This is a genomic window from Pseudomonas sp. RC2C2 (assembly GCF_018390435.1).
GTDB classification, from domain to species: Bacteria; Pseudomonadota; Gammaproteobacteria; order Pseudomonadales; family Pseudomonadaceae; genus Aquipseudomonas; species Aquipseudomonas donghuensis.
In genome coordinates, this window is the sequence record NZ_JAHBAX010000001.1 from 2,233,953 (window position 1) to 2,255,219 (window position 21,267).

The window sequence follows — 21,267 nt, forward strand, 5'->3', positions numbered from 1 at the left end:
GTACAACAATGAAAACCTATGATGTAGTGATCATTGGCGGCGGGCCTGGCGGCTACAACGCGGCTATTCGTGCTGGCCAGCTTGGCTTGAGCGTGGCGTGCGTCGAAGGTCGTTCAACCCTGGGGGGCACGTGCCTGAACGTCGGCTGCATGCCGTCCAAAGCGCTACTGCATGCCTCTGAGTTGTATGAAGCGGCAGTAGGCGGCGAGTTCGCCAGCCTTGGCATCGAGGTCAAACCAACCCTCAACCTCGCGCAGATGATGAAACAGAAGGACGAAAGCGTCAGCGGCCTGACCAAAGGCATCGAGTTCCTGTTTCGCAAGAACAAGGTCGACTGGATCAAGGGCTGGGGCAAGCTCGATGGCGTCGGCCGGGTCACGGTCAGCGATGAGCAGGGTGTCATCACTGAGCTGCAGGCCAAGGACATTGTCATCGCTACCGGCTCGGAGCCGACGCCGCTGCCAGGCGTGACCATCGACAACCAGCGCATTATCGACTCCACTGGCGCCCTGGCCCTGGGTGAAGTGCCCAAGCACCTGGTGGTCATCGGCGCCGGGGTCATCGGCCTGGAGCTGGGTTCGGTGTGGCGCCGGTTGGGCAGCCAGGTAACCGTGGTCGAGTACCTTGATCGCATCTGCCCCGGCACCGATGAAGAAGCGGCAAAAACCCTGCAACGCTCCCTGGCCAAGCAAGGCATGAAGTTCAAGCTCGGCAGCAAAGTCACCCAGGCCACGGTTTCAGCGCAAGGGGTGAACCTGAGCCTGGAGCCTGCCGCTGGCGGCAGCGCCGAAACCCTCGAAGCCGATTACGTGCTGGTCGCCATTGGCCGTCGCCCCTACACCCAGGGCTTGGGCCTGGAAAGCGTCGGCCTTGAGACCGACAAGCGCGGCATGCTCGCCAACCAGCACCATCGCACCGGCGTGCCAGGGGTCTGGGTGATCGGCGATGTCACTTCCGGGGCGATGCTCGCGCACAAGGCCGAGGACGAAGCGATCTCCTGCATTGAGCAGATTGCCGGCAAGGCTCACGAGGTCAATTACAACCTGATCCCGGCGGTCATCTACACCCGCCCGGAGCTGGCCAGCGTCGGCAAGACCGAAGAGCAGCTCAAGGCCGAGGGCCGTGAATACAAGGTCGGCAAGTTCCCTTTCAGCGCCAACAGCCGGGCCAAGATCAACCACGAGACCGAAGGCTTTGCCAAGGTCCTGGCCGACGCCCGTACCGATGAAGTGCTGGGTGTGCACCTGGTCGGCCCGAGCGTCAGCGAGATGATCGGCGAATACTGCGTGGCCATGGAGTTCAGCGCCTCGGCCGAAGACATCGCCCTCACCTGCCACCCGCACCCGACCCGCTCCGAGGCCCTGCGCCAGGCGGCGATGAACGTCGATGGCAAAGCCATGCAGATCTGATCAGTCGGCCGCCCCTGCCCTGCCAACCTGTGGCGCCCGTCGCCACAGGCTGAGGATCACCCCAAGCAGACCACTGCCGATGGAAATCGCCCAGACCCACGAAGACAGTTCGGCCGCCGACAGCTGGGCGCTGTGGGCGGCCTGGAAGATGATCACCAGGGGGCCAGCTCCCACAGGGTTTGCACTGAACCTTGTGGGAGCTGGCTTGCCAGCGATGGATTCAACCCGGCCTCAAACGTCCTGCAACGCCCGCGGCCGCTTGCTGCGCTGTTCACTGGCAGGCTTGGGCGCACTCAACAGCTGGAAGTCAAAGTCCATCTCGGCAAAGCGCCCTTCTACCCCACGGGCATCGGCCGCCGCCGCATCCTCGACAAAGCGCAACTCGCCAATCAACCCGTCACGGGTGGCATAAGCGAAGTCATCCCACAGGTACTCATCGCCCGCCAGGTTGATCTGGGTGGTCAGGTGCCGGTAGCCAGGCGCCGAGATGAAGAAGTGGATATGCGCTGGGCGATTGCCGTGACGACCGAGCTGAGTGAGCAACTCCTGGGTCGGCCCGTCCGCAGGGCAACCGTAGCCCGACGGCACGATACTGCGGGCGCGGTAGCGGCCTTCGGCGTCGGTAACGATGCGCCGGCGCAGGTTGAACTCGGACTGCGTGCTGTCGAAATACGAGTAGGTGCCCTGAGTGTTGGCATGCCACAGGTCGACCACGGCGCCCGCCACCGGCTGACCTTGTTCATCCAGCACGCGGCCCTGGAGGAACATCACCGTGCCCGGGTCACGGCCATCGTCCATACGCACTTCGCCTTCGGCCAGTGGTGCGCCCGCCACATACAACGGGCCTTCGATGGTCCGCGGGGTGCCGCCACTGATGCCGGCTTCGGCATCCTGAGCATCCAGTTGCAGGTCCAGATAGTGCTCGACGCCCAGCCCGGCCACCAGCAGGCCGGCTTCCTGGCGCGAACCGAGGCGGTTGAGGTAGTCGACCGCCTTCCAGAACTCGTCAGGGGTCACTTGCAGGTCTTCGATGAGGCGCGCTACATCGTTGACGATGCGCTGGGTCAGCAGCTTCAGGCGTGGGTTGCCCTGGTCGTTGTGCAGGCCACTGACTTCTTCGAAGAATGTCTGGATATCGGCAGTGTGAGCAATCTTCACGGTCATGACGGGTTACCTCGAATTGTTGTTATCGGCGCTCGGTGTTCAGCGGTCGTCGCTGTGGATCGATGACGGGTGGCGGCACAGGCCGTCGACCTCGATGTCCATGTAGGGGAATAACGGCAGTTGCATCAGGGTGTCGTGCAGCGCTTCGACGCTGGGCAGGTCGAACACGCTGTAGTTGGCGTAGTGCCCGGCGATGCGCCACAGGTGGCGCCAGCTGCCTTCGCGCTGCAGGCGCTGGGCCAGTTCCTTCTCGTCGGCCTTGAGCTGCGCGGCGTTGGCCGGGTCCATGTCCAGGGGCAATTTCACGGTCATTTTCACGTGGAACAACATGGCGTCTCTCCTTGCTTACTTGCGGCTGAAGAACGCCAGGCGCTCTTCGTCCAGGGTCAGGCCAAGGCCGGGGGTGCGTGGCACGTGCAGGGCGAAGTCGCGGTACAGCGGCGCTTCGACCACGATCTCTTCCGTCAGCAGCAGCGGGCCGAACAGCTCGGTGTGCCAGGTCAGCTGGTTGAGGGTGACGAAGGCGTGCGCGGCAGCCAGGGTGCCGATCGAGCCTTCGAGCATGGTCCCGCCGTACAGGGCGATACCGGCGGCTTCGGCGATTTGCGCGGTTCGCAGCACGGCCCGCGGGCCACCGTTCTTGGCGATCTTCAGGGCGAAGATGCTGGCCGCGCCGTCGGCCGCGAGACTGAAGGCATCCTCGACGCTTTCAATCGACTCATCGGCCATGATCGGCGCCGGGCTGCGTTGGTTCAGGCGCACCTGGCCGGCACGGTTGATGCGCGAGATCGGTTGCTCGATCAGGTCGACGCCGTTGTCGCCCAGCACCTGGCAGGCGCGGATCGCCTGGGACTCGTCCCAATACTGGTTGACGTCGACGCGCACACTGGCGCGCTCACCCAGGGCCCGCTTGATCGCGATGACATGGCGCAGGTCATGGGCCACTTCACTGGCACCGATCTTCAGCTTGAAGATCCGGTGGCGGCGCAGGTCGAGCATCTGCTCGGCCTCGGCAATGTCGCGCCCGGTGTCGCCGCTGGCCAGGGTCCAGGCCACTTCCAGGCTGTCGCGCACGCGCCCGCCGAGCAACTCGCTGACCGCCAGGCCTTGGCGTTTGCCCTGGCCATCGAGCAAGGCGCTTTCGATCCCCGAGCGGGCGAAGGTGTTGCCCTTGATCACCTTGTCCAGGCGCTGCATGGCGGCGTTGATGTTGCTGGCATCCAGCCCGACCAACAGCGGCGCAAAGTAGCTGTCGATGTTCTGCTTGATGCTTTCCGGGCTTTCGTTGCCATAGGCCAGGCCGCCGATGGTGGTGGCTTCGCCGAGGCCTTCGATGCCGTCGCTGCACTGCAGGCGGATGATCACCAGGGTTTGCTGCTGCATGGTGTGCATCGCCAGCTTGTGCGGGCGAATGGTTGGCAGGTCGACGATCAGGGTCGAGATGCGTTCAATCAGGGGATGACTCATCAAGGTTCTCCAGGGGCGCTCAACCGAGGTCGCCGCCGCCGACCGGCAGCACCGTGCCGGTGATGTAAGAGGCTTCGTCGCTAGCGAGAAAGAGGATCGCGCCAACCTGTTCATCGAGGTTGCCGTAGCGTTTCATCAGGCTGCTGTCGAGGGTCTGGTCGACGATCTGCTGGTACCAGATTTTCTCTTCGCCACTCTGCTCCGCGCTGTTGCGCGGCACCCGCCGTGGCGGCGCTTCGGTGCCACCCGGCGCCGTGGCATTGACCCGCACACCGCGCCCGGCGGTTTCGAAGGCCAGGCAGGCGGTCAGGGCATTGACGCCACCCTTGGCCGCACCATAGGGCACGCGATTGATGCTGCGAGTCGCAATCGAGGAGACGTTGACGATCGACCCGCTGCCCTGTTCGAGCATGTATGGCAGCGCGGCATGGCAGCACCACAGGGTGGGGAACAGCGAGCGGCGCACTTCCGCTTCGATCTGCGCCGCTTCGTAGTGCTCGAACGGCTTGGCCCAGAGGGTGCCGCCCACGTTGTTGACCAGCACATCAAGGCGGCCGAAATGCTCCACCGCCGCAGCCATTACCCGGCTGCATTCGCTGTGCTGTTCAAGATCGGCGGTCAGGCTCAGCACGCCCTCGCCTTGCAGTTCATGCACCAGTTCCGAGCGATCCACGGCCACCAGCGTCGCGCCTTCTTCGAGCAGACGCTCGCACAGACGGCGGCCGATCCCCTGCGCCGCGCCGGTAACCAGCGCAACCTTGTTGGTGAATCTGTTCATGACAACCTCGAATAAAAAAGGGACCGACCGTACCCGCACGATGCGCCCGGCCCCATAAAACGGCTTCAGGCAGCGGCGGCAGCGAATTTCTCGTAGTAGAAGTTCGCCGGAGTAATGCCCTGTTCGCGGATGTACTGGCTGACCGCCTCGACCATCGGCGGCGGGCCGCACAGGTACACGTCGACATCGCCTTCGTTGAGGTGGCGCGGCTCGATGTGCTGGGTGACGTAGCCCTTGAGCGGATGCTGGCTCTCGGGGTTGGCCACGCAGGCGCTGAAGCTGAAGTTGGCAATGCGCGCGGCAAAGGCCTGCAGGCGGTCCAGCTCGACCAGGTCGAAGTCGTTGGTGACGCCGTAGATCAGGTGCAGCGGATGCTCGCTGCCCTCTTCGGCGATCTTCTCGAGCATCGCGGTGAACGGCGCCAGCCCGGTGCCACCGGCCAGCAGCAGCAATGGTCGACGGATCTCGCGCAGGTAGAAGCTGCCCAGGGGGCCAGCCAGGGTCATACTGTCGCCGGCCTTGGCCAGGCCGGTCAGGAAGCTGCTCATCAAGCCGCCCGGCACGTTGCGGATCAGGAAACTGACCTCGCCGTCCTTCTGCAACGAACTGAAGGAATAGGCGCGGGTCTGCTCGCTGCCGGGCACGCCGAGGTTGACGTACTGCCCCGGCAAAAAGGCCAGGCGGCTCAGGGCCTCGCCCTTGATCGACAGGGCAATGGTGCTGTCCGACAGTTGGCGCACGGCGCTGATGCTGGCCTGATAGCTGGCCTGCTCGGTCTTGCACAGTTGCGAGGAAGCCGGCACACGCACCACGCAGTCGCTCTCGGCGCGCATCTGGCAGGTCAGCACATAACCCTGGGCGGCTTCTTCCTCGCTCAAGGCGTCTTCGATGTATTCCTGGCCAAGGTCGTAACGGCCAGCTTCGGCAAAACACTTACAGGTACCGCAGGCGCCATCGCGGCAGTCCAGCGGAATGTTGATGCCCTGGCGGTAGGCGGCATCGGCCACGGTTTCTTCAGCGGTAGCGTCGATGAAACGGGTGACCCCGTCCTCGAAATTCAAGGCGATCTTGTGCATGGCGCACCTCGCAGCAAAGCAGGATTCAGATGTGATAAACGTCGATGACCTGACGCACGTAGTCGTTCTTGAGCACTACCTTCTTGGCCTTGATCAGCGGCCGTTCACCGCGAACATCGAGGGTGTAGAAGCTGGTGCCGAAGTGGCTGTCGACGGTCTTGTAGCGAAAACTCAGGGTGTGCCAGTTGAAGCGCACCTTGCACAGGCCTTCGCCCTGCTCCAGCAGCTCGATGTTGCTGATGTTGTGCGAGGTCCGGGTGTCGGGCATGGTCGCGCTGGAGCGTTCGGTCTTGATCCGGAATACCCGGTCTTCCAGGCCGCCACGGTTGCCGTACCAGATCAGCGAGATTTCCCGTTGCGGGTCTTCGGTGAGCTGGTCGTTATCGTCCCAGGCCGGCATCCAGAAGGTAACGTCGGCGGCGTAGCACTCCAGCCAGTTGTCCCACTGGCTGTCGTCCAGGTAGCGTGCTTCGGCAAAGAGAAAGTCGCGCACTTGCTCGAAGGAAATGCTCATTGCACGGCCTCCACTGGGATCAGTTGCTGGTCGGCGGCAAGCGCCTTGAGCAGGGTTTCCTGCCAGTACTTGTGTTGCAGCACGAACAGGCCTTCGTCTTCGGTACGCACGCCGCTCAGTTGCGGATGCAGGTCGATTTCCTGGGCGGCGGCATCGGCGCCTTCGACCCAGTGGGTGGCGCCACGGGACATGTCGTTCCAGCCGCGCCCGCCCTGGTAGCCCATCTGGCAGGAACGGAATTCTTCCAGGTCATCCGGGGTGGCCATGCCGCTGACGTTGAAGAAGTCTTCGTACTGGCGAATGCGCTGGGCCCGCGCCTCGTCGCTCTCTCCCTTGGGGGCGATGCAATAGATGGTGATCTCGGTCTTGTCGACGGCGATCGGCCGGGCGATGCGGATCTGCGAGCTGAACTGGTCCATCAGGTACACGTTCGGGTACAGGCACAGGTTGCGCGAGTTCTCGATCATCCAGTTGGCGCGGGCCTGGCCGAAGTCGGCAGCCAGTTCGTCACGGCGCTCGAACAGCGGCCGGTCCTCGGGGTTGGTCCAGCGGGTCCAGAGCAGCAGATGGCCCTTGTCGAAGGCGTAGAAACCGCCGCCGCTCTTGGCCCAGCCGCCAGCGCTCATGGTTTTCACCTCAGCACCGGCCTCGCGCTGCTTGCGCTGGTTCTGGGTGGCGGCGTAGTTCCAGTGCACGGCGCTGACGTGATAACCATCGGCGCCGTTCTCGGCGGTCAGCTTCCAGTTACCTTCATAGATGTAGGACGAGGAGCCGCGCAGCACTTCCAGGCCGTCGGGCGACTGATCGACGATCATGTCGATGATCTTCGCCGACTCACCCAGGTGCTCCACCAACGGCACCACGTCCGGGTTGAGGCTGCCGAACAGGAAGCCACGGTAGGACTCGAAACGGGCGACCTTGGTCAGGTCGTGGGAGCCTTCGCAGTTGAAGCTCGCCGGGTAGCCGGCGTCGACCGGATCCTTGACCTTGAGCAGCTTGCCGGAATTGTTGAAGGTCCAGCCGTGGAAGGGGCAGGTGTAGGACGAGCGGTTACCGCTCTTGTGCCGACACAGCATCGCACCGCGGTGGCTGCAGGCATTGAGGAAGGCATTGAGTACCCCATCCTTGTTGCGCGCGATGAAGATCGGCTGGCGCCCCATGGTGGTGGTGAGGAAGTCGTTCTTTTCGGGAATCTGGCTTTCGTGGGCAAGGTACAGCCAGTTGCCCTCGAAGATGTGTTTCATTTCCAGATCGAACAGACGGGGGTCGGTGAACATCTCGCGCTTGCAGCGAAAGACGCCCTTCTCCTGATCTTCTTCAAGCAGGGAATTAAGGTAATCGAATCCCAGGGACATGGCCGGGGCCTCCGTTGTTATTGTGTTCAGGCCATGTCAGGTTAGGGAGCGAGGGGCACGGCAAATATCCGCTTTGTGCAGACCTTTATCCGTTTTCTGCAAAGTGTCAGAGGCGACGCTTGAGGGTGTCTGAGGGCAGTTCGCCGAACAGCGACTTGTAGTGCTCAGAGAAACGCCCGAGGTGGACGAAGCCATAGTCCATGGCCAGTTCGGTGATATTGCGCACCTTGCAGTCGGGGTCGCCGAGGCTGGCGCGGATGCGCTCGAGTTTCTGCTGGCGGATGTACAGTTTGGGCGTGGTGCGAGCGTTGCGCTCGAACAAGGCATACAGCGAGCGCAGGCTCATGCTCGCCTGCTGCGCCAACTGTTCGCTGCAGATGTCCTGCTTGAGGTTGGCGTTGATGTACTCGGCGATCCGCTCGAAAGATGCCGCCTGGCTGCTCAGCGCTTCACGGCTGACGTTGGTGTGCATCAGGGTCAGCAGCTTGCTGGCGACGATCTGGCTGTAGTGCTCCTGCACCCGCAGCATCGGCTCGCTGCTTTCGGCCTCCTGGCAGACCATCGCCAGCAGCCCGGCAAAGCCTTCCAGCGCCAGCAGCTGGTAGTGATGATCGAGAAAGCGCACGCCTTCGCTGGGGCGCTGCCAGCGCTGTTCGTCACACACCGACTCGAGCAGGCGGGTGGGCAGTTTGAGGATGAATTTCTCGCAGTCGGCGGAATAGGCCAGGTCGACCGGCTCGTCAGGGTTGATCAGCAGCAACCCGCCGGGGGTCAGCAGGCGCTCTTCACGGCCACGGCGCCAGAGGCAGTGGCCGCGCAGCAGGATTTGCAGGTGGAAAACGTTCTCCAGCGCTGGCGACATCACCCGCACATCGCCGCCATAGCTGATTCGGCACAGGTCGAGGCTGGCGAACTTGCGATGGTTGAGGTACGCCTCGGGATGCCCGTAGCGCGGCAGGCGAATGCAATGGGGGCCGACATGCTGGTTGACGTAGGTCGACACCGCATGAGGGTCTGCACGCTCGAACACCCGGCTGCGTTCGCTGAGCAGGGGACTCTCCATACCCATATCGGCCATACCAGCCATACCAGGTCACTCGTTGTAGTTATGCGGCCAGTCTAAGCGATAGCACTGGCCGGCGAGCAACCTGGGGATGGACGGTGTGTTTCCAAAAGCATCGCTGGCAAGCCAGCTCCCACAGAGATCACCGCAGCCCCTGTGGGAGCTGGCTTGCCAGCGATGAGGCCCTGATGGCTTACAACAACGTCCAGGTGTAACTCAGGATCACCCGGTTCTCATCAATGTCCGAACGGTAATTGGACCGCGCCATGGCATTGCGCAGTCGTATCCCCAGCCCTTTGAACGGCCCGCTCTGCACCGCATAGCCCAGGTCAAGATCGCGCTCGTGTTCCTTGCCCTCGAAGCCCAGCCCGGTGTCGACGTTGTTGCCCTTCAGGTAGCGAACCGTCGCGGTCAATCCGGGTACGCCCATGGCGACAAAGTCATAGTCATAACGCACCTGCCAGGAACGCTCGTCGGTGTAGGCGAACTCATAGGTTGGCACTTCGTTGCCCAGCGGCGAGATATTCGGGAACACCCGCGGGAAAGCATCGTCACCATAGATTGCCTGATAGCCGACGCTGAACGTGTGCCCGCCACGCTTGGCCGACAGCAGCGAGTAAAACGCCTGGTTGTCGACCTCACCAATGCGCGCATCCCCCTGCTCCCTGGCAGTGAAGTAACCGAGGTTGGCGCCGAGGGTCCAGTCGCCCATCGGTTGGCTGTGCTTCAAACCGAAAAAACCTTGCTGGTAGATATCTTCCAGGCGCCCATACCAGAGGCTGGCAGTGGTGCGATTGGCGTTGAAGCTGTAGTCGCCACCGGCATAGTTGAAGGCATCGCTGTCGGCCTGGCGCTGGGGCAGGTGGCCGAGCATGGCGATCATCTTTTCATCACCGGCTTCGTTGCGCAGGCTGGTTGAACTCAGGTGACCGGCCTGCAGGGTCAAGCCGGCTATCTCGGCAGAGCTCAGGCTGACGCCCTGGTAGGTTGGCGGCAGGAGGCGCGAGTCGTTGTATTGCAGGATCGGCAGGTTGGTCTGCAGCTCGCCGACTTTCAGCTCGGTCTTCGAATAGCGCATTTTCAGCGTGGCGCCGACCCGGCTGTACTCATCGGCAGCGCGGCCATCGTCCTGCACCGGCAGCAAACCGGTGCCGGTGCGATCCGGGCTGCTGTCGAGCTTGAGGCCGAGCAGGCCAATGGCATCGACGCCCAAGCCCAGGGGGCCCGGGGTATAACCGGACTTGAAGGTGAAGATGAACCCCTGGCCCCATTCCTCAGCCTTTGATTGCTGGTTGGCACCGACAATGCCGGAAAAGTCGCGGCTGAAGTAGTAGTTGCGCGCTTGCAGGGTAGCGCTGGCGTCCTTGATAAAACCCGGCTCGGCGGCATTGGCACAGAAACTCAGGGCGCAGCAGGACAGCAACCCGCAGTGTGGGAAGTTGTTCATGGTAGCGGTGCTCTTGTTATTGTTGTTTTGGCTTGTAAATTTGCGGCGCCTGCATCGCTGGCAAGGCCAGCTCCCACAAGAACGCTATGCACTCCGACCACTGTGGGAGCTGGCTTTGCCAGCGATAGGGCCAACGCGGTTATTTGGCTATGCCGCTGACGGCAACGGCGCCCTGCCCCTGCCAGCACCACGCCCGGCAAATACCATCATCGCCACCGCCGCGACCGCACCCGGCAGGGCAAAGGCCATGAAATTCAACGCCAGCGGCAGTTGGATCCCCAGCAGCATCCCACCCAGGATCGGCCCGACAATCGCCCCGTTGCGACCAATACCCGAGGCCCAACCCAGACCCGTCGAACGAATCCCCATGGGGTAGTACTGAGCCACACAGGCATAGGCGAGAATCTGCGTGCCGATGGTGGTCGCACCCGCTATGGCAATCAGCAGGTACAAGACGGGTGCAGGGCTCTTGAAGCCGAGCAGGCTGATCGACAACGCCGCCACGGCGAAGAACACCACCAGCACCCGGTCGAGCTTGAAACGGTCACCAATCCAGCCGCCGCCCACCGCACCAAAGATCGCGCCGAAGTTCAGCACCAGCAAAAACGCCAGGCTCGAGCCCAGGCCGTAGCCGGCGTTGTTCATCAGCTTGGGCAACCAGGAATTGAGTGCGTAGACCATCAACAGGCAGCAGAAAAACGCGACCCAGAGCATCAACGTACTCAGCGCCCGACCTTCGCGAAACAGCTGCGGTACCGAGCCACCGGCGTTAGTGCCGGTCAACACTTCCAGGCGATCGCCCGCTTGCGCCTGATAGCTCGGCTCAACCCGCTGCAGCAACTGGCTGGCCTGCTCGGTGCGGCCCTGGCGCACCAGGAAACCCAGGGACTCGGGCAGGTAGCGCAGGATCAGCGGCAGCACCAGCAAGGGGATGATCGCCACATAGAACACCGACTGCCAACCGAAGGCTGGCAACAGGACGATGCCCAACCCGGCCGAGAGCATGCCGCCCACCGAGTAGCCACTGAACATGATCGCCACCAGGGTGCTGCGCATGCGCTTGGGCGCGTATTCATTCATCAGCGCCACCACGTTGGGCATCACCCCGCCGATCCCAAGGCCAGCCAGAAAGCGACAGAGACCGAACTCGGTGGGGTTGCGGGCAAAGCCGTTGAGCACGGTAAAGCCGCTGAACAGGATCACACAGACAGTGATGGCTTTCTTGCGCCCGATACGGTCCGACAGCGGGCCGAACACCAGGGCGCCGAACATCATGCCGAACAGCGCATAGCTGCCCAGGGCACCGGCCTGCAACGGGGTCATGCCCCACTCCTGCATCAAGGCCGGCAGCACCACGCCGTAGATGACCAGGTCGTAACCGTCGAAGATGATGATCAGCGCACACCAGAACAGCACACGCCAGTGAAAGGAATTGAACTTCGCCTGATCGATCAGGCTATTGATATCGATCGCTCGCATGAGGCGTGTCTCTTTTGTTGTTGTTATCGAAACCCGAATGGCGATAGCTGCAAGGCACAGGGCCGGGCAGTGTTCGCAGGGTCAGGTTAGGAGCAGCAGCGAGGCGCCAATAGCCGTTTCCTGCGAATCGCTATCCAGATTGCGCAGGGGCTGACGAGCGTTCAGCGGTGGCGTTTGAAGGTGACCGAAGGCAGCTCGCCGAAGCGCTGGCGATAGCTTTCGGCGAAGCGCCCCAGGTGCAGGAAGCCATAGTCCAAGGCGATTTCGGTGACATTGCGCACCGGGCTGGAAGGGTCCTGCAGGGCCGCGTGAATACGCTCGAGCTTGCGCTGGCGCACATAACCCTTGGGTGACAGACCGGCATGACGCTCAAACAGCGTGTACAACGAGCGCTCACTGACCCGCGCCACCGTCATCAGCTGACTGACACCGATGTCCTGGTGCAGGTTGGCATCGATATAGGCCGCCAACTGTTCGAACGAGTGAGTCTGCAACCCGGGTTCGCAACGATCGATGTTGTTGCCCAACAGGCTCAGCAGCTTGCTGGCGACAATGCGCCCGTAATGCTCCTGCACTTGCGCCAGCGACTGGGTGGATTCGGCTTCGTCACACACCAGCCCGAGCAGGCCGATAAACCCCTCCAGCGCGCCAGTGGCATGCCGCGCGCTGGTGAAGCGGATACCGCCTTCGGGCAATTGCCAGCGCTGTTCCAGGCAAGCCTGTTCGAGCAGGCTGGCCGGCAGCTTGAGGATGAACTTCTCGCAGTCGGCCGAGTAGGTGAGGTCAACCGGATCATCCGGATTGATCAACAGCAACTCGCCCGGCACGTAGTGATGCTCGTCGCCGCGACAACTTGAACGGCAGTGCCCTTTGAGCAAGATCTGCAGGTGATACAGGCTGCCCAGCGCCGGTGAAGTAATCCGCGCCCTGCCCCCATAGCTCAGGCGGCACAGGTCGATGCTGGCAAACTTGCGATGGTTGATGCTCGCCTGCAGGTCACCCGTGCGCGGCAAGCGCAGGCTGTGACCGCCAACGTGCTGGTTGACGTAGTCGGACACCGCATAAGGGTCGGCATGCTGGAACACACGGCTGCGCTCGCTCAACAGTTGGCTGCTCATGGGCTGGCCTCATTGTTATTCTGGTTCGACGATATCCACAGGGTCTGGTTATCCACAAGGCAGCAGCTTGCGCCAGCGCCAGCAGGCAGTCCAATATCCGTTGGGTAGGCAACCATACCCTGGAGGTATCATGGAACTGCGTCATCTGCGCTACTTCCGGGTACTCGCGCAAACCCTCAACTTCACCCGTGCCGCCGAGCAGCTGCACATCGCCCAGCCGCCCCTGAGCCGGCAGATCCGCCAGCTGGAAGACACCCTCGGAGTAGAGCTGCTGGAGCGCGGCAGGCCGCTGCGCCTGACCGAGGCCGGGCGGTTTTTCCACGAACAAAGCGCCGCCCTGCTCGACCAGCTCGAACAGATTGCCGAAGGCACCCGGCGCATCGCCAACAGTGAACGCCAGTGGCTGCGCATCGGCTTTGCGCCGTCGACGCTCTATGACTTGCTGCCCGAGTTGATCCGCCAACTGCGGCGCAATGAGAAACTGGAGTTGGGCCTGCAGGAAATGATCACCCTGCAGCAAGTCGAGGCGCTCAAGGCCGGGCGCATCGATGTCGGCTTCGGGCGCATCCACATCAAGGATCCGACCATCGAACAGGTGCTGCTACGCGAGGAAGCGTTGGTGGTTGCCCTGCCCTGCGGGCACCCTTTGCTCGATCAGGCCCTGGACCTCAAACGCCTGGCGGATGAGCCCTTCGTGCTTTACCCGGCCAACCCGCGACCAAGCTACGCCGACCACATCATGGCGCTGTTCACTGCCCAGGGAGTGAATATCAAGGTTATCCAATGGACCAACGAACTGCAGACTGCGCTGGGCCTGGTTGCTGCTGGCCTGGGGATAACATTGGTACCGGCGTCCGTGCAAAGCCAGCATCGCGCCGACATTGTTTATGCACCGCTGCCTGAAAAGACCGCAGTGTCGCCGATCATTCTCAGCTACCGGGCTGGGGATAACTCGCCGCAGGTCAGGCAGTGCCTGAGTTTGCTGGAACTGATGAAAACCGGCCCCCAGGGCTGAAGACCGGTTTATCCACAATCAGGCAAGGGCAGCCTGCTGGTTTTCCACAGCCAGCAAGTCAAAACGCTCGGCCAGGAACGGGGTGATGTCCAGTGGCAGGGTTTCCTGATGCAGGACCTTGTCGATCAGCACCCCGGTGATGGCCGAGGTGAGGATGCCGGTGCGAAAGTGTCCACAGGCATTCAGGTAACCGCTGACTTCCGTGACCGGCCCCAGAATCGGCAACTCGTCCGGCGAGCCTGGGCGTAAGCCGGCCCAGGTGCGCTTGAGGTTGATCTGCGCCAGCTCCGGCACACAGCGAACCGCGCCCTGAACCAGGCCGTTGATCTCCGGGAAAGTGTTGCTGACGTCGAAGCCTTTGTCCTCGGTGGTGCTGCCGATCAGGATCTCGCCGTTGTCCTTCTGCGCCATGTAGCAGTCGCTGGTGGTCAGGCAGCCTTGCAGCAGCTTGGGCATGCGCTCGGTGAGGATGATCTGACCTTTGACCGGCTTGACCGGAATCCGCAGGCCGGTGGCCCATTCGCTCAAGTCTGCGGCCCAGGCACCAGCGGCGTTGATCAGGGTGTCGCAGTGAAAGGTGCCCTCTTCTGCGGTTTGCACACCGCTGACCCGCGAGCCCTGATGCAGCACACCGGTGATGTTGGTGTTGTGGAACAGGTCGACACCGTTCTGGCGCGCCGCTTCCATATAGGCATCGGCCAGGCGGAACGGGCTGACCTGATGATCGCAGAGAAACTCCAGGGCGCCATGGGCCTGATGGCTGACCGCAGGTTCCGCCTGGCGCAGGGCCTCGCGGTCGAGCCAACGCACCTGGTCGGCCAGGTGCGGAATCTGCGCGACAATGTGCTCAGCGTACAGACGGTCTTCATCGTCGTAGATCACATACTTGAGGCCGGTGCGCTCGAACTTGAAGTCCATGCCGTGACGGTCGATCAGCTCGCGGTGCAGCTGTGGATAAAGTGCGTTGGACTGCAAGGCAAAGTCGAAGAACGACTGCGGCAGGATATGCGGCGTGCTCGAATCCACTGCCACCGCCGCACCATGGGCCTCGCGCTTGTGCTTGGCTGACATCATGCGAAAGAAGATCACCCCGCAGCCCAGGCCCACCGACTCACCGATGGCCCACAGGCCGCCCGCCGAGGCGCGGGTGGCGTTGCCCGGGCGCTTGGCATCGATCAGGGCGACTTTCAGGTTCTTGCGTTTGGACAGCTGGTAGGCGCAGGACGCACCGATCACACCGCCACCGGCGATGACCACATCATAGGTTCTGTTCATGCTTCAGGCTTCCGTGCCGAGTTGCTGGAATGCAGAGAAGGGAATCGGATCGATCGGGAAACGCGGCCGCAGCCAGCCGACGTCGGCGCGTCCGGTGGCTTCGCGCAGGCGATCGCTGCAGTAGCCGACGCACATGCGTCCCTGGCAGTCGCCCATGCTCACCCGGGTGCGCATCTTCAGCCCGGCCATGTCTTCGACGCCCTGCTCCAGGGCCCGGTCGATGTCGCTGCGGGTCACATGCTCGCAACGGCAGATCACCGTGTCCGGCTGCGGCAGGTCGATCTGCTTGGTACCGCGGTGGGTGTAGCGCTCTACGCCAGCGCGAAAGCGCTTGATCGCCGCCAACTGGCCAAGGTATTTCTCGCGCAGCTCGATGGCCTCTTCAGCATTGAGTACTTCCTGCTGGAGCAGAATCGAAACGGCGGCAATACGCCCGGTGAGCATCGCCGCTTCGCCGCCACGGATACCGCCCATGTCGCCGGCCAGGTGGATGTGCGGCTGGCTGCTTTGCTGCCAGACGTTGCTTTCCGGGCGCAGGTAGCCGTCTTCGTTGAAGCCGTGGTCCAGGCCCAGTTGCTGGCTAAGCTGCGTGCGCGGGATAAACCCGTAGCCCACCGCCAGGGTTTGCGCCGGTTCGCGCTGGGCGCGGGAGAGGTCCGGTTGCCAGTCGTCGCCGTAGGGTGCCACGGTCACTTCAGCCAGCTCGCCCTCGCCCTTGGCTTCAACCACGCCCCAGCCGTAGTACATGGGGATGCCATTGAGCTTCATGTAGCCGAGCATGCTCAGGCCATCGAGGAACAGCTGCGGCTTGTTCATCAGTGCCAGGCTTTCGCGGGCGATCTTGCTGAACGGGCAGGCTTCATAGACGCCGGCGACTTTCGCCCCGGCCGCGTGCAGCTGGCAGGCCACCAGCGGCAACAACGGCCCGGTACCGGCGATCAGCGTACTGCCCAGGGGTTTGACCACGCCGCTCTTGATCTGCAGCTGCAGCCCGCCGAGCAGCATGACGCCAGGCAAGGTCCAGCCAGCGAAGGGTACGTTGCGCTCGTGGCAACCGGCCGACAGCAACAGGTGGGAATAATCGATTTCGTGCAGGGTTTCTTCGGCGTCGAGCACCATCAGACGCTGCTCGTCACCACCGACCACACGGCTGTTCAGGCGCAGGTCGATGCGATCGGTGCACGCGGCAAAATCCTTGTGCAGTTTCTTCAGCGCCTTGCTGTAGCGGGCGCCCAGGTAACCCAGGTCGACGCCGCTGCGCAGCGGCCCGCGAAACACCACGCCACCCGGACGCGAGGCTTCATCGAACAACAGGCTGGAAACACCGTGGTTGGCCAGCTCGATCGCCGCCGCCATACCCGCCGAACCACCCCCGACAATCACTGGACGCAGGCTCATGGTGCCTCCTGCCCGGCAAAGCGGTTGGTCCCGGTTTCGACCTGCATACCCGGCTGCACCACAGTCTGGCAGGCGCGGCGCTTGGGCCGGCCGTTGATCGACACCAGGCAGCAATGGCAAACGCCCATGCCGCAGAAGGCCCCGGTCAGCTGGTCATGGTCGTTGCGCGCCACCTGGCGCAGGCCTACGGCGTTGAGCACGCTGAGCACGGTTTCACCGGCGGCGACAGCGACTGCCTGGCCGTTGAGTTCGATGGTCATGTCCGCCCGCGACAGGGGCTGGATATCTAGCTTTCGCTCCAGAGTCTGCATAGCTTTTCGTCCGTGAAAAAGAAACATGGACTGATCACACTATGCCAAGCACGCGCCTGGACTATTGATCCAGGCCAGCTAATGGGCCTGCTTGCCGGACAAACCGACAAAAACACAAAACCCCCGAAAATCGGGGGTTCTGGGCTTAACAACCGCGATCGTTACTCGACAGTCACCGATTTCGCCAGGTTGCGCGGCTGGTCGACGTCGGTGCCCTTGAGCACCGCGACGTAGTACGACAGCAGTTGCAGCGGGATGGTGTAGAGGATCGGCGCAAGGGCATCGATGATGTGCGGCACGGCGATCACGTGAGTGCCTTCGCCGTTGCTCATGCCGGCAGCTTCGTCGGCGAAGACGATCAGTTCGCCGCCACGGGCGCGAACTTCCTGCAGGTTGGACTTGAGCTTTTCCAGCAGCTCGTTGTTCGGCGCCACGGTGACCACTGGCATGTCGCTGTCAACCAACGCCAGCGGGCCATGCTTGAGCTCGCCCGCCGGGTAGGCTTCGGCGTGGATGTAGGAGATCTCCTTGAGTTTCAGCGCCCCTTCCATCGCTACCGGGAACTGCGCGCCACGACCGAGGAACAGGGTGTGGTGCTTGTCGGCGAACAGTTCAGCGGTCTTCTCGACGATCGCGTCCATGGCCAGGGCTTCACCCAGGCGAGTCGGCAGGCGACGCAGCTCTTCGACCAGCTCGGCCTCGACACCGGCGGCCAAGGTGCCGCGCACCTGGCCCAGGGACAGGGTCAGCAGCATCAGCGATACCAGCTGGGTGGTGAAGGCCTTGGTCGAGGCCACGCCGATTTCCGGGCCGGCCTGGGTCAGCAGGGTCAGGTCCGACTCGCGTACCAGCGAGCTGATGCCGACGTTGCAGATCGCCAGGCTGCCGAGGAAGCCCAGTTCCTTGGCGTTACGCAGGGCTGCCAGGGTGTCGGCGGTTTCACCCGACTGGGAGATCGAGACGAACAGGGTATCGGGCTGCACCACCACCTTGCGGTAGCGGAACTCGCTGGCGACTTCGACCTGGCAAGGAATACCGGCCAGGCTCTCCAGCCAGTAACGGGCAACCATACCGGCGTGATAGCTGGTGCCGCAGGCAACGATCTGCACATTGCGCACCTTGGCGAACAACTCGGCAGCTTGCGGGCCGAAGGCCTGAACCATGACGTGGTCCTTGCCCAGGCGGCCTTCCAGGGTGCGTTGCACCACGGTAGGCTGCTCGTGGATTTCCTTGAGCATGAAGTGGCGATAGGCGCCCTTGTCAGCGGCTTCGGCACCTTCATGGTACTGCACGGTTTCGCGCTGGACCTGAGTACCGGCTACGTCCCAGATAGTGACCTGGTCGCGGCGGATTTCGGCGATGTCGCCCTCTTCCAGGTACATGAAGCGGTCAGTGACCTGACGCAGGGCCAATTGGTCCGAGGCCAGGAAGTTCTCGCCATGGCCCAGGCCGATAACCAGCGGGCTACCGCTGCGAGCGGCCAGCAGACGATCAGGCTGTTTGGCGCTGATCACGGCCAGGCCATAGGCGCCGTGCAGTTGCTTGACCGCTGCCTTGAGAGCATCGGCCAGGTCCGGCAAGGTTTTCAGGGTGTGATCCAGCAAGTGGACGATCACTTCGGTGTCGGTCTCGGAGCTGAAGCTATAACCCAGGCCCTTGAGCTTCTCTCGCAGTTCTTCGTGGTTCTCGATGATGCCGTTGTGCACCACTGCCAGTTCATGACCGGAAAAATGCGGGTGGGCATTGTGCTCGGTTGGCGCACCGTGGGTGGCCCAACGGGTGTGGGCGATGCCCAGGTTGCCGGCCAGTGGTTCAGCGGCGACGGCAGTTTCCAGCTCGCTGACCTTGCCGATACGGCGGCGGCGCTCGAGGTTGCCCTGCTGGGTGAAGACCGCCAGACCGGCGCTGTCATAGCCGCGGTACTCGAGGCGCTTGAGGCCTTCGATCAGAATGGTTGTGATGTTACGTTCGGCGACGGCACCAACGATTCCACACATTAGTCATGCTCCTGGGTGATAGCGGCGCAAATCACGTTGATGCCGCGGGCTTCAATCTGTTCGCGTGCCTCGGTGGGCAGGCGATCATCAGTAATAAGGGTGTTGACGCTGCCCCAAGGCAGCTCAAGGTTGGGGATCTTGCGCCCGACCTTGTCGGACTCGACCATGACGATCACTTCCCGGGCGACGTCAGCCATCACCCGGCTCAGGCCCAGCAGTTCGTTGAACGTGGTGGTGCCGCGCGCCAGGTCGATGCCGTCGGCGCCAATGAACAGTTGGTCGAAGTCGTACGAGCGTAGTACCTGCTCGGCTACCTGGCCCTGGAACGATTCCGAATGCGGGTCCCAGGTGCCTCCGGTCATCAACAGTACCGGCTCGTGTTCCAGCTCGCTGAGGGCACGTGCCACATTCAACGAGTTGGTCATGACCACCAGGCCGGGTTGATGACCCAGCTCCGGGATCATCGCGGCGGTGGTGCTGCCGCTGTCGATGATGATTCGTGCGTGTTCGCGGATACGTCCCACAGCAGCCTTGGCGATGGCCTGCTTATAGAGGGAGACTGGCTGGCCCTGATCGGTGAACAGTTCCTGCGGCAGGGTGACGGCACCACCATAGCGGCGCAACAACAGGCCGTTGGCTTCGAGCGCCGCCAGGTCCTTGCGAATGGTCACTTCCGAGGTTTCGAAACGCTTGGCCAGGGCGTCGACGCTCACCTCGCCCTGCTCATTGAGCAAAGCCAGGATGTTATGGCGTCGTTGGGGGGTGTTACGTTTCGACATGGCGCCTTTAAGTTTCGTTTCGAAAGTTAGTGGTGCCAATCAAAACCTATAGCGGCTTGTACGTCAAGGACAGTGGCGTAAAAAACGTGCTGTGAATAACTCGAACCACATAGAGTATTTATCCACAGAATGCAAAAAGGCCGACTTATGCATAATCCAGTCGGCCTTTTGCTCAGCTGTGGATAACTCAGCTCTTGTTGATCTTCTCCGGCCGCTTCCAGCCATCGATGTTGCGTTGGCGCGCCCGACCAACGGCCAACTGCGCCGCTTCGACGTTCTGGGTGATGGTCGAACCGGCTGCGGTGGTGGCGCCGTCGAGGATATCCACAGGCGCGACCAGGGAGTTGTTCGAGCCGATGAACACGTCCTCGCCGAGTACCGTCTTGAACTTGTTGGCGCCATCGTAGTTGCAGGTGATGGTGCCGGCACCGATGTTGGTACGCGCACCGACTTCGGCATCGCCCAGGTAGGTCAGGTGGCCAGCTTTGGCACCCTCACCGAGGTGGGCATTCTTCAGCTCGACAAAGTTACCCACATGGGCGCGAGCCTCGAGCACACTGCCAGGGCGCAGGCGGGCAAACGGGCCGGCATCGCTGCCTTCGCCCATGATGGCGCCTTCCAGATGGCTGTTAGCCTTGACCACCACGCCTTTGCGCAAGGTACTGTTCTTGATCACGCAGTTCGGGCCGATGACCACCTCGTCTTCAATGACCACGCGGCCTTCGAGGATCACGTTGATATCAATGAGTACGTCGCGACCAACGGTCACCTCGCCACGCACATCGAAGCGCGCTGGATCACGCAGGGTCACACCCTGGGCCATCAGCCGGCGGCCTTCGCGCAGTTGGTAGTGACGCTCAAGCTCGGCCAGCTGGCGACGGTCATTGGCGCCCTGCACTTCCATCGGGTCCAGCGGCTGCTCGGTGGCGACCACCAGGCCATCGGCCACGGCCATGGCGATCACGTCAGTGAGGTAGTACTCGCCCTGGGCATTGTTGTTGGACAAACGGCCCAGCCAGTCAGCCAGGCGCGCGCCCGGGACCGCGAGGATGCCAGTGTTGCCTTCCTGGATGGCTTTCTGCGCGTCGCTGGCATCCTTGTGCTCGACGATCGCCGCCACCTGGCCCTGGGCGTCGCGAACGATGCGGCCGTAACCGGTTGGATCGTCGAGGGTCACGGTCAGCAGGCCGAGCTGTTGCGGGGTGACCTTGGCCAGCAGACGCTTGAGGGTGTCGACTTCGATCAGCGGGACATCGCCGTAGAGGATCAATGCGGTATCGGCACTCAGCGCCGGCAGAGCTTGGGCCACGGCATGACCGGTACCCAGCTGCTTGTCCTGCAGGACGAAGTTCAGGTCATCGGCGGCCAGTCGTTCACGTACCAGCTCCGCACCGTGCCCGATCACCACATGAATGCCCTGCGGCTGAAGCTGGCGGGCGCTGTGGATAACATGGCCGAGCATGGAGTCGCCGGCGACCGGATGCAGCACCTTGGGCAGCGCCGAGCGCATGCGGGTGCCTTGGCCGGCGGCAAGAATAACGATATCGAGAGACATTGACTGGCTACCAATCCTGGAAGGTCAGCGCTGTGACCAGTAGAAGACATTCGGAAAAAGAAAAAGG

Annotated in this window: 19 protein-coding genes and 1 pseudogene; 2 read left to right on the forward strand and 18 right to left on the reverse strand. The window is 62.6% G+C overall.

Features of this window, described 5'->3' with window-relative positions:
• Nucleotides 1–8: 8 nt before the first annotated feature.
• Complete coding sequence (gene lpdA / locus KHO53_RS10405) at nucleotides 9–1,409, forward strand: dihydrolipoyl dehydrogenase (protein WP_159389341.1); 1,401 nt, start codon at nucleotides 9–11, stop codon at nucleotides 1,407–1,409.
• A 24-nt stretch (nucleotides 1,410–1,433) separates the two neighbouring features.
• On the opposite strand, the pseudogene KHO53_RS25605 reads toward lpdA, so the two are convergent.
• From KHO53_RS25605 to KHO53_RS10465, 12 genes and pseudogenes are all read right to left on the reverse strand, one after another.
• Nucleotides 1,434–1,577 (reverse strand): annotated as a pseudogene (locus KHO53_RS25605) (benzoate/H(+) symporter BenE family transporter); the annotation flags it as partial.
• A gap of 63 nt (nucleotides 1,578–1,640) precedes the next feature.
• Complete coding sequence (gene catA / locus KHO53_RS10415) at nucleotides 1,641–2,573, reverse strand: catechol 1,2-dioxygenase (RefSeq protein WP_010222770.1); 933 nt, start codon at nucleotides 2,571–2,573, stop codon at nucleotides 1,641–1,643.
• Nucleotides 2,574–2,612: 39 nt separating this feature from the next.
• Nucleotides 2,613–2,903 carry a muconolactone Delta-isomerase gene (catC, locus tag KHO53_RS10420; protein ID WP_010222769.1) on the reverse strand — a complete coding sequence of 97 codons (291 nt, stop codon included), beginning with the start codon at nucleotides 2,901–2,903 and terminating at the stop codon, nucleotides 2,613–2,615.
• 15 nt (nucleotides 2,904–2,918) lie between these two features.
• A complete protein-coding gene (locus KHO53_RS10425; RefSeq protein WP_213570273.1) occupies nucleotides 2,919–4,040 on the reverse strand; it encodes a muconate cycloisomerase family protein in 1,122 nt (373 codons plus the stop codon).
• Between the two features lie 19 nt (nucleotides 4,041–4,059).
• Complete coding sequence (locus tag KHO53_RS10430) at nucleotides 4,060–4,818, reverse strand: 1,6-dihydroxycyclohexa-2,4-diene-1-carboxylate dehydrogenase (RefSeq protein WP_010222767.1); 759 nt, start codon at nucleotides 4,816–4,818, stop codon at nucleotides 4,060–4,062.
• Between the two features lie 65 nt (nucleotides 4,819–4,883).
• Complete coding sequence (gene benC, locus KHO53_RS10435) at nucleotides 4,884–5,894, reverse strand: benzoate 1,2-dioxygenase electron transfer component BenC (RefSeq protein ID WP_010222766.1); 1,011 nt, start codon at nucleotides 5,892–5,894, stop codon at nucleotides 4,884–4,886.
• 25 nt (nucleotides 5,895–5,919) lie between these two features.
• Nucleotides 5,920–6,408: a benzoate 1,2-dioxygenase small subunit gene (gene benB / locus KHO53_RS10440; RefSeq protein WP_010222765.1), complete on the reverse strand. Its 489-nt coding sequence runs from the start codon at nucleotides 6,406–6,408 to the stop codon at nucleotides 5,920–5,922.
• Nucleotides 6,405–7,763 carry a benzoate 1,2-dioxygenase large subunit gene (benA, locus tag KHO53_RS10445; protein WP_213570274.1) on the reverse strand — a complete coding sequence of 453 codons (1,359 nt, stop codon included), beginning with the start codon at nucleotides 7,761–7,763 and terminating at the stop codon, nucleotides 6,405–6,407. Before benA ends, benB begins: the two co-directional genes overlap by 4 nt.
• 106 nt (nucleotides 7,764–7,869) lie before the next feature.
• Entirely contained in the window at nucleotides 7,870–8,826 is a 957-nt protein-coding gene (locus KHO53_RS10450; RefSeq protein WP_010222763.1) for an AraC family transcriptional regulator, read from the reverse strand.
• A 193-nt stretch (nucleotides 8,827–9,019) separates the two neighbouring features.
• A complete protein-coding gene (locus KHO53_RS10455) occupies nucleotides 9,020–10,273 on the reverse strand; it encodes an OprD family porin (RefSeq protein WP_213570275.1) in 1,254 nt (417 codons plus the stop codon).
• A gap of 147 nt (nucleotides 10,274–10,420) precedes the next feature.
• The gene (locus tag KHO53_RS10460; protein WP_213570276.1) at nucleotides 10,421–11,752 is read right to left on the reverse strand and encodes an aromatic acid/H+ symport family MFS transporter; all 1,332 of its coding nucleotides are present in this window, start codon (nucleotides 11,750–11,752) and stop codon (nucleotides 10,421–10,423) included.
• 161 nt (nucleotides 11,753–11,913) lie between these two features.
• Nucleotides 11,914–12,870, reverse strand: a complete 957-nt coding sequence (locus KHO53_RS10465) for an AraC family transcriptional regulator (protein WP_010222760.1) — start codon at nucleotides 12,868–12,870, stop codon at nucleotides 11,914–11,916.
• 130 nt (nucleotides 12,871–13,000) lie between these two features.
• Here KHO53_RS10465 and KHO53_RS10470 point away from each other — a divergent pair, with 130 nt between their 5' ends.
• On the forward strand, nucleotides 13,001–13,885 hold the full coding sequence (locus KHO53_RS10470; RefSeq protein ID WP_036995276.1) for a LysR family transcriptional regulator: 885 nt from the start codon (nucleotides 13,001–13,003) through the stop codon (nucleotides 13,883–13,885).
• Nucleotides 13,886–13,903: 18 nt separating this feature from the next.
• Here the strand turns inward: KHO53_RS10470 and hcnC are convergent, their stop codons facing one another.
• From hcnC to glmU, 6 genes are all read right to left on the reverse strand, one after another.
• Entirely contained in the window at nucleotides 13,904–15,160 is a 1,257-nt protein-coding gene (hcnC, locus tag KHO53_RS10475) for a cyanide-forming glycine dehydrogenase subunit HcnC (RefSeq protein ID WP_213570277.1), read from the reverse strand.
• Nucleotides 15,161–15,163: 3 nt separating this feature from the next.
• Nucleotides 15,164–16,558, reverse strand: coding sequence for a cyanide-forming glycine dehydrogenase subunit HcnB (hcnB, locus tag KHO53_RS10480; RefSeq protein ID WP_213570278.1), 1,395 nt, complete (start codon nucleotides 16,556–16,558; stop codon nucleotides 15,164–15,166).
• Entirely contained in the window at nucleotides 16,555–16,869 is a 315-nt protein-coding gene (gene hcnA / locus KHO53_RS10485) for a cyanide-forming glycine dehydrogenase subunit HcnA (RefSeq protein ID WP_038997941.1), read from the reverse strand. The genes hcnB and hcnA overlap by 4 nt, the downstream gene beginning before the upstream one ends.
• A gap of 161 nt (nucleotides 16,870–17,030) precedes the next feature.
• Nucleotides 17,031–18,866, reverse strand: a complete 1,836-nt coding sequence (gene glmS, locus KHO53_RS10490; RefSeq protein WP_010222741.1) for a glutamine--fructose-6-phosphate transaminase (isomerizing) — start codon at nucleotides 18,864–18,866, stop codon at nucleotides 17,031–17,033.
• Nucleotides 18,866–19,645, reverse strand: a complete 780-nt coding sequence (locus KHO53_RS10495; protein WP_010222740.1) for a DeoR/GlpR family DNA-binding transcription regulator — start codon at nucleotides 19,643–19,645, stop codon at nucleotides 18,866–18,868. Before KHO53_RS10495 ends, glmS begins: the two co-directional genes overlap by 1 nt.
• Before the next feature lie 187 nt (nucleotides 19,646–19,832).
• Nucleotides 19,833–21,200, reverse strand: coding sequence for a bifunctional UDP-N-acetylglucosamine diphosphorylase/glucosamine-1-phosphate N-acetyltransferase GlmU (glmU, locus tag KHO53_RS10500; protein WP_010222739.1), 1,368 nt, complete (start codon nucleotides 21,198–21,200; stop codon nucleotides 19,833–19,835).
• Nucleotides 21,201–21,267 lie beyond the last annotated feature (67 nt).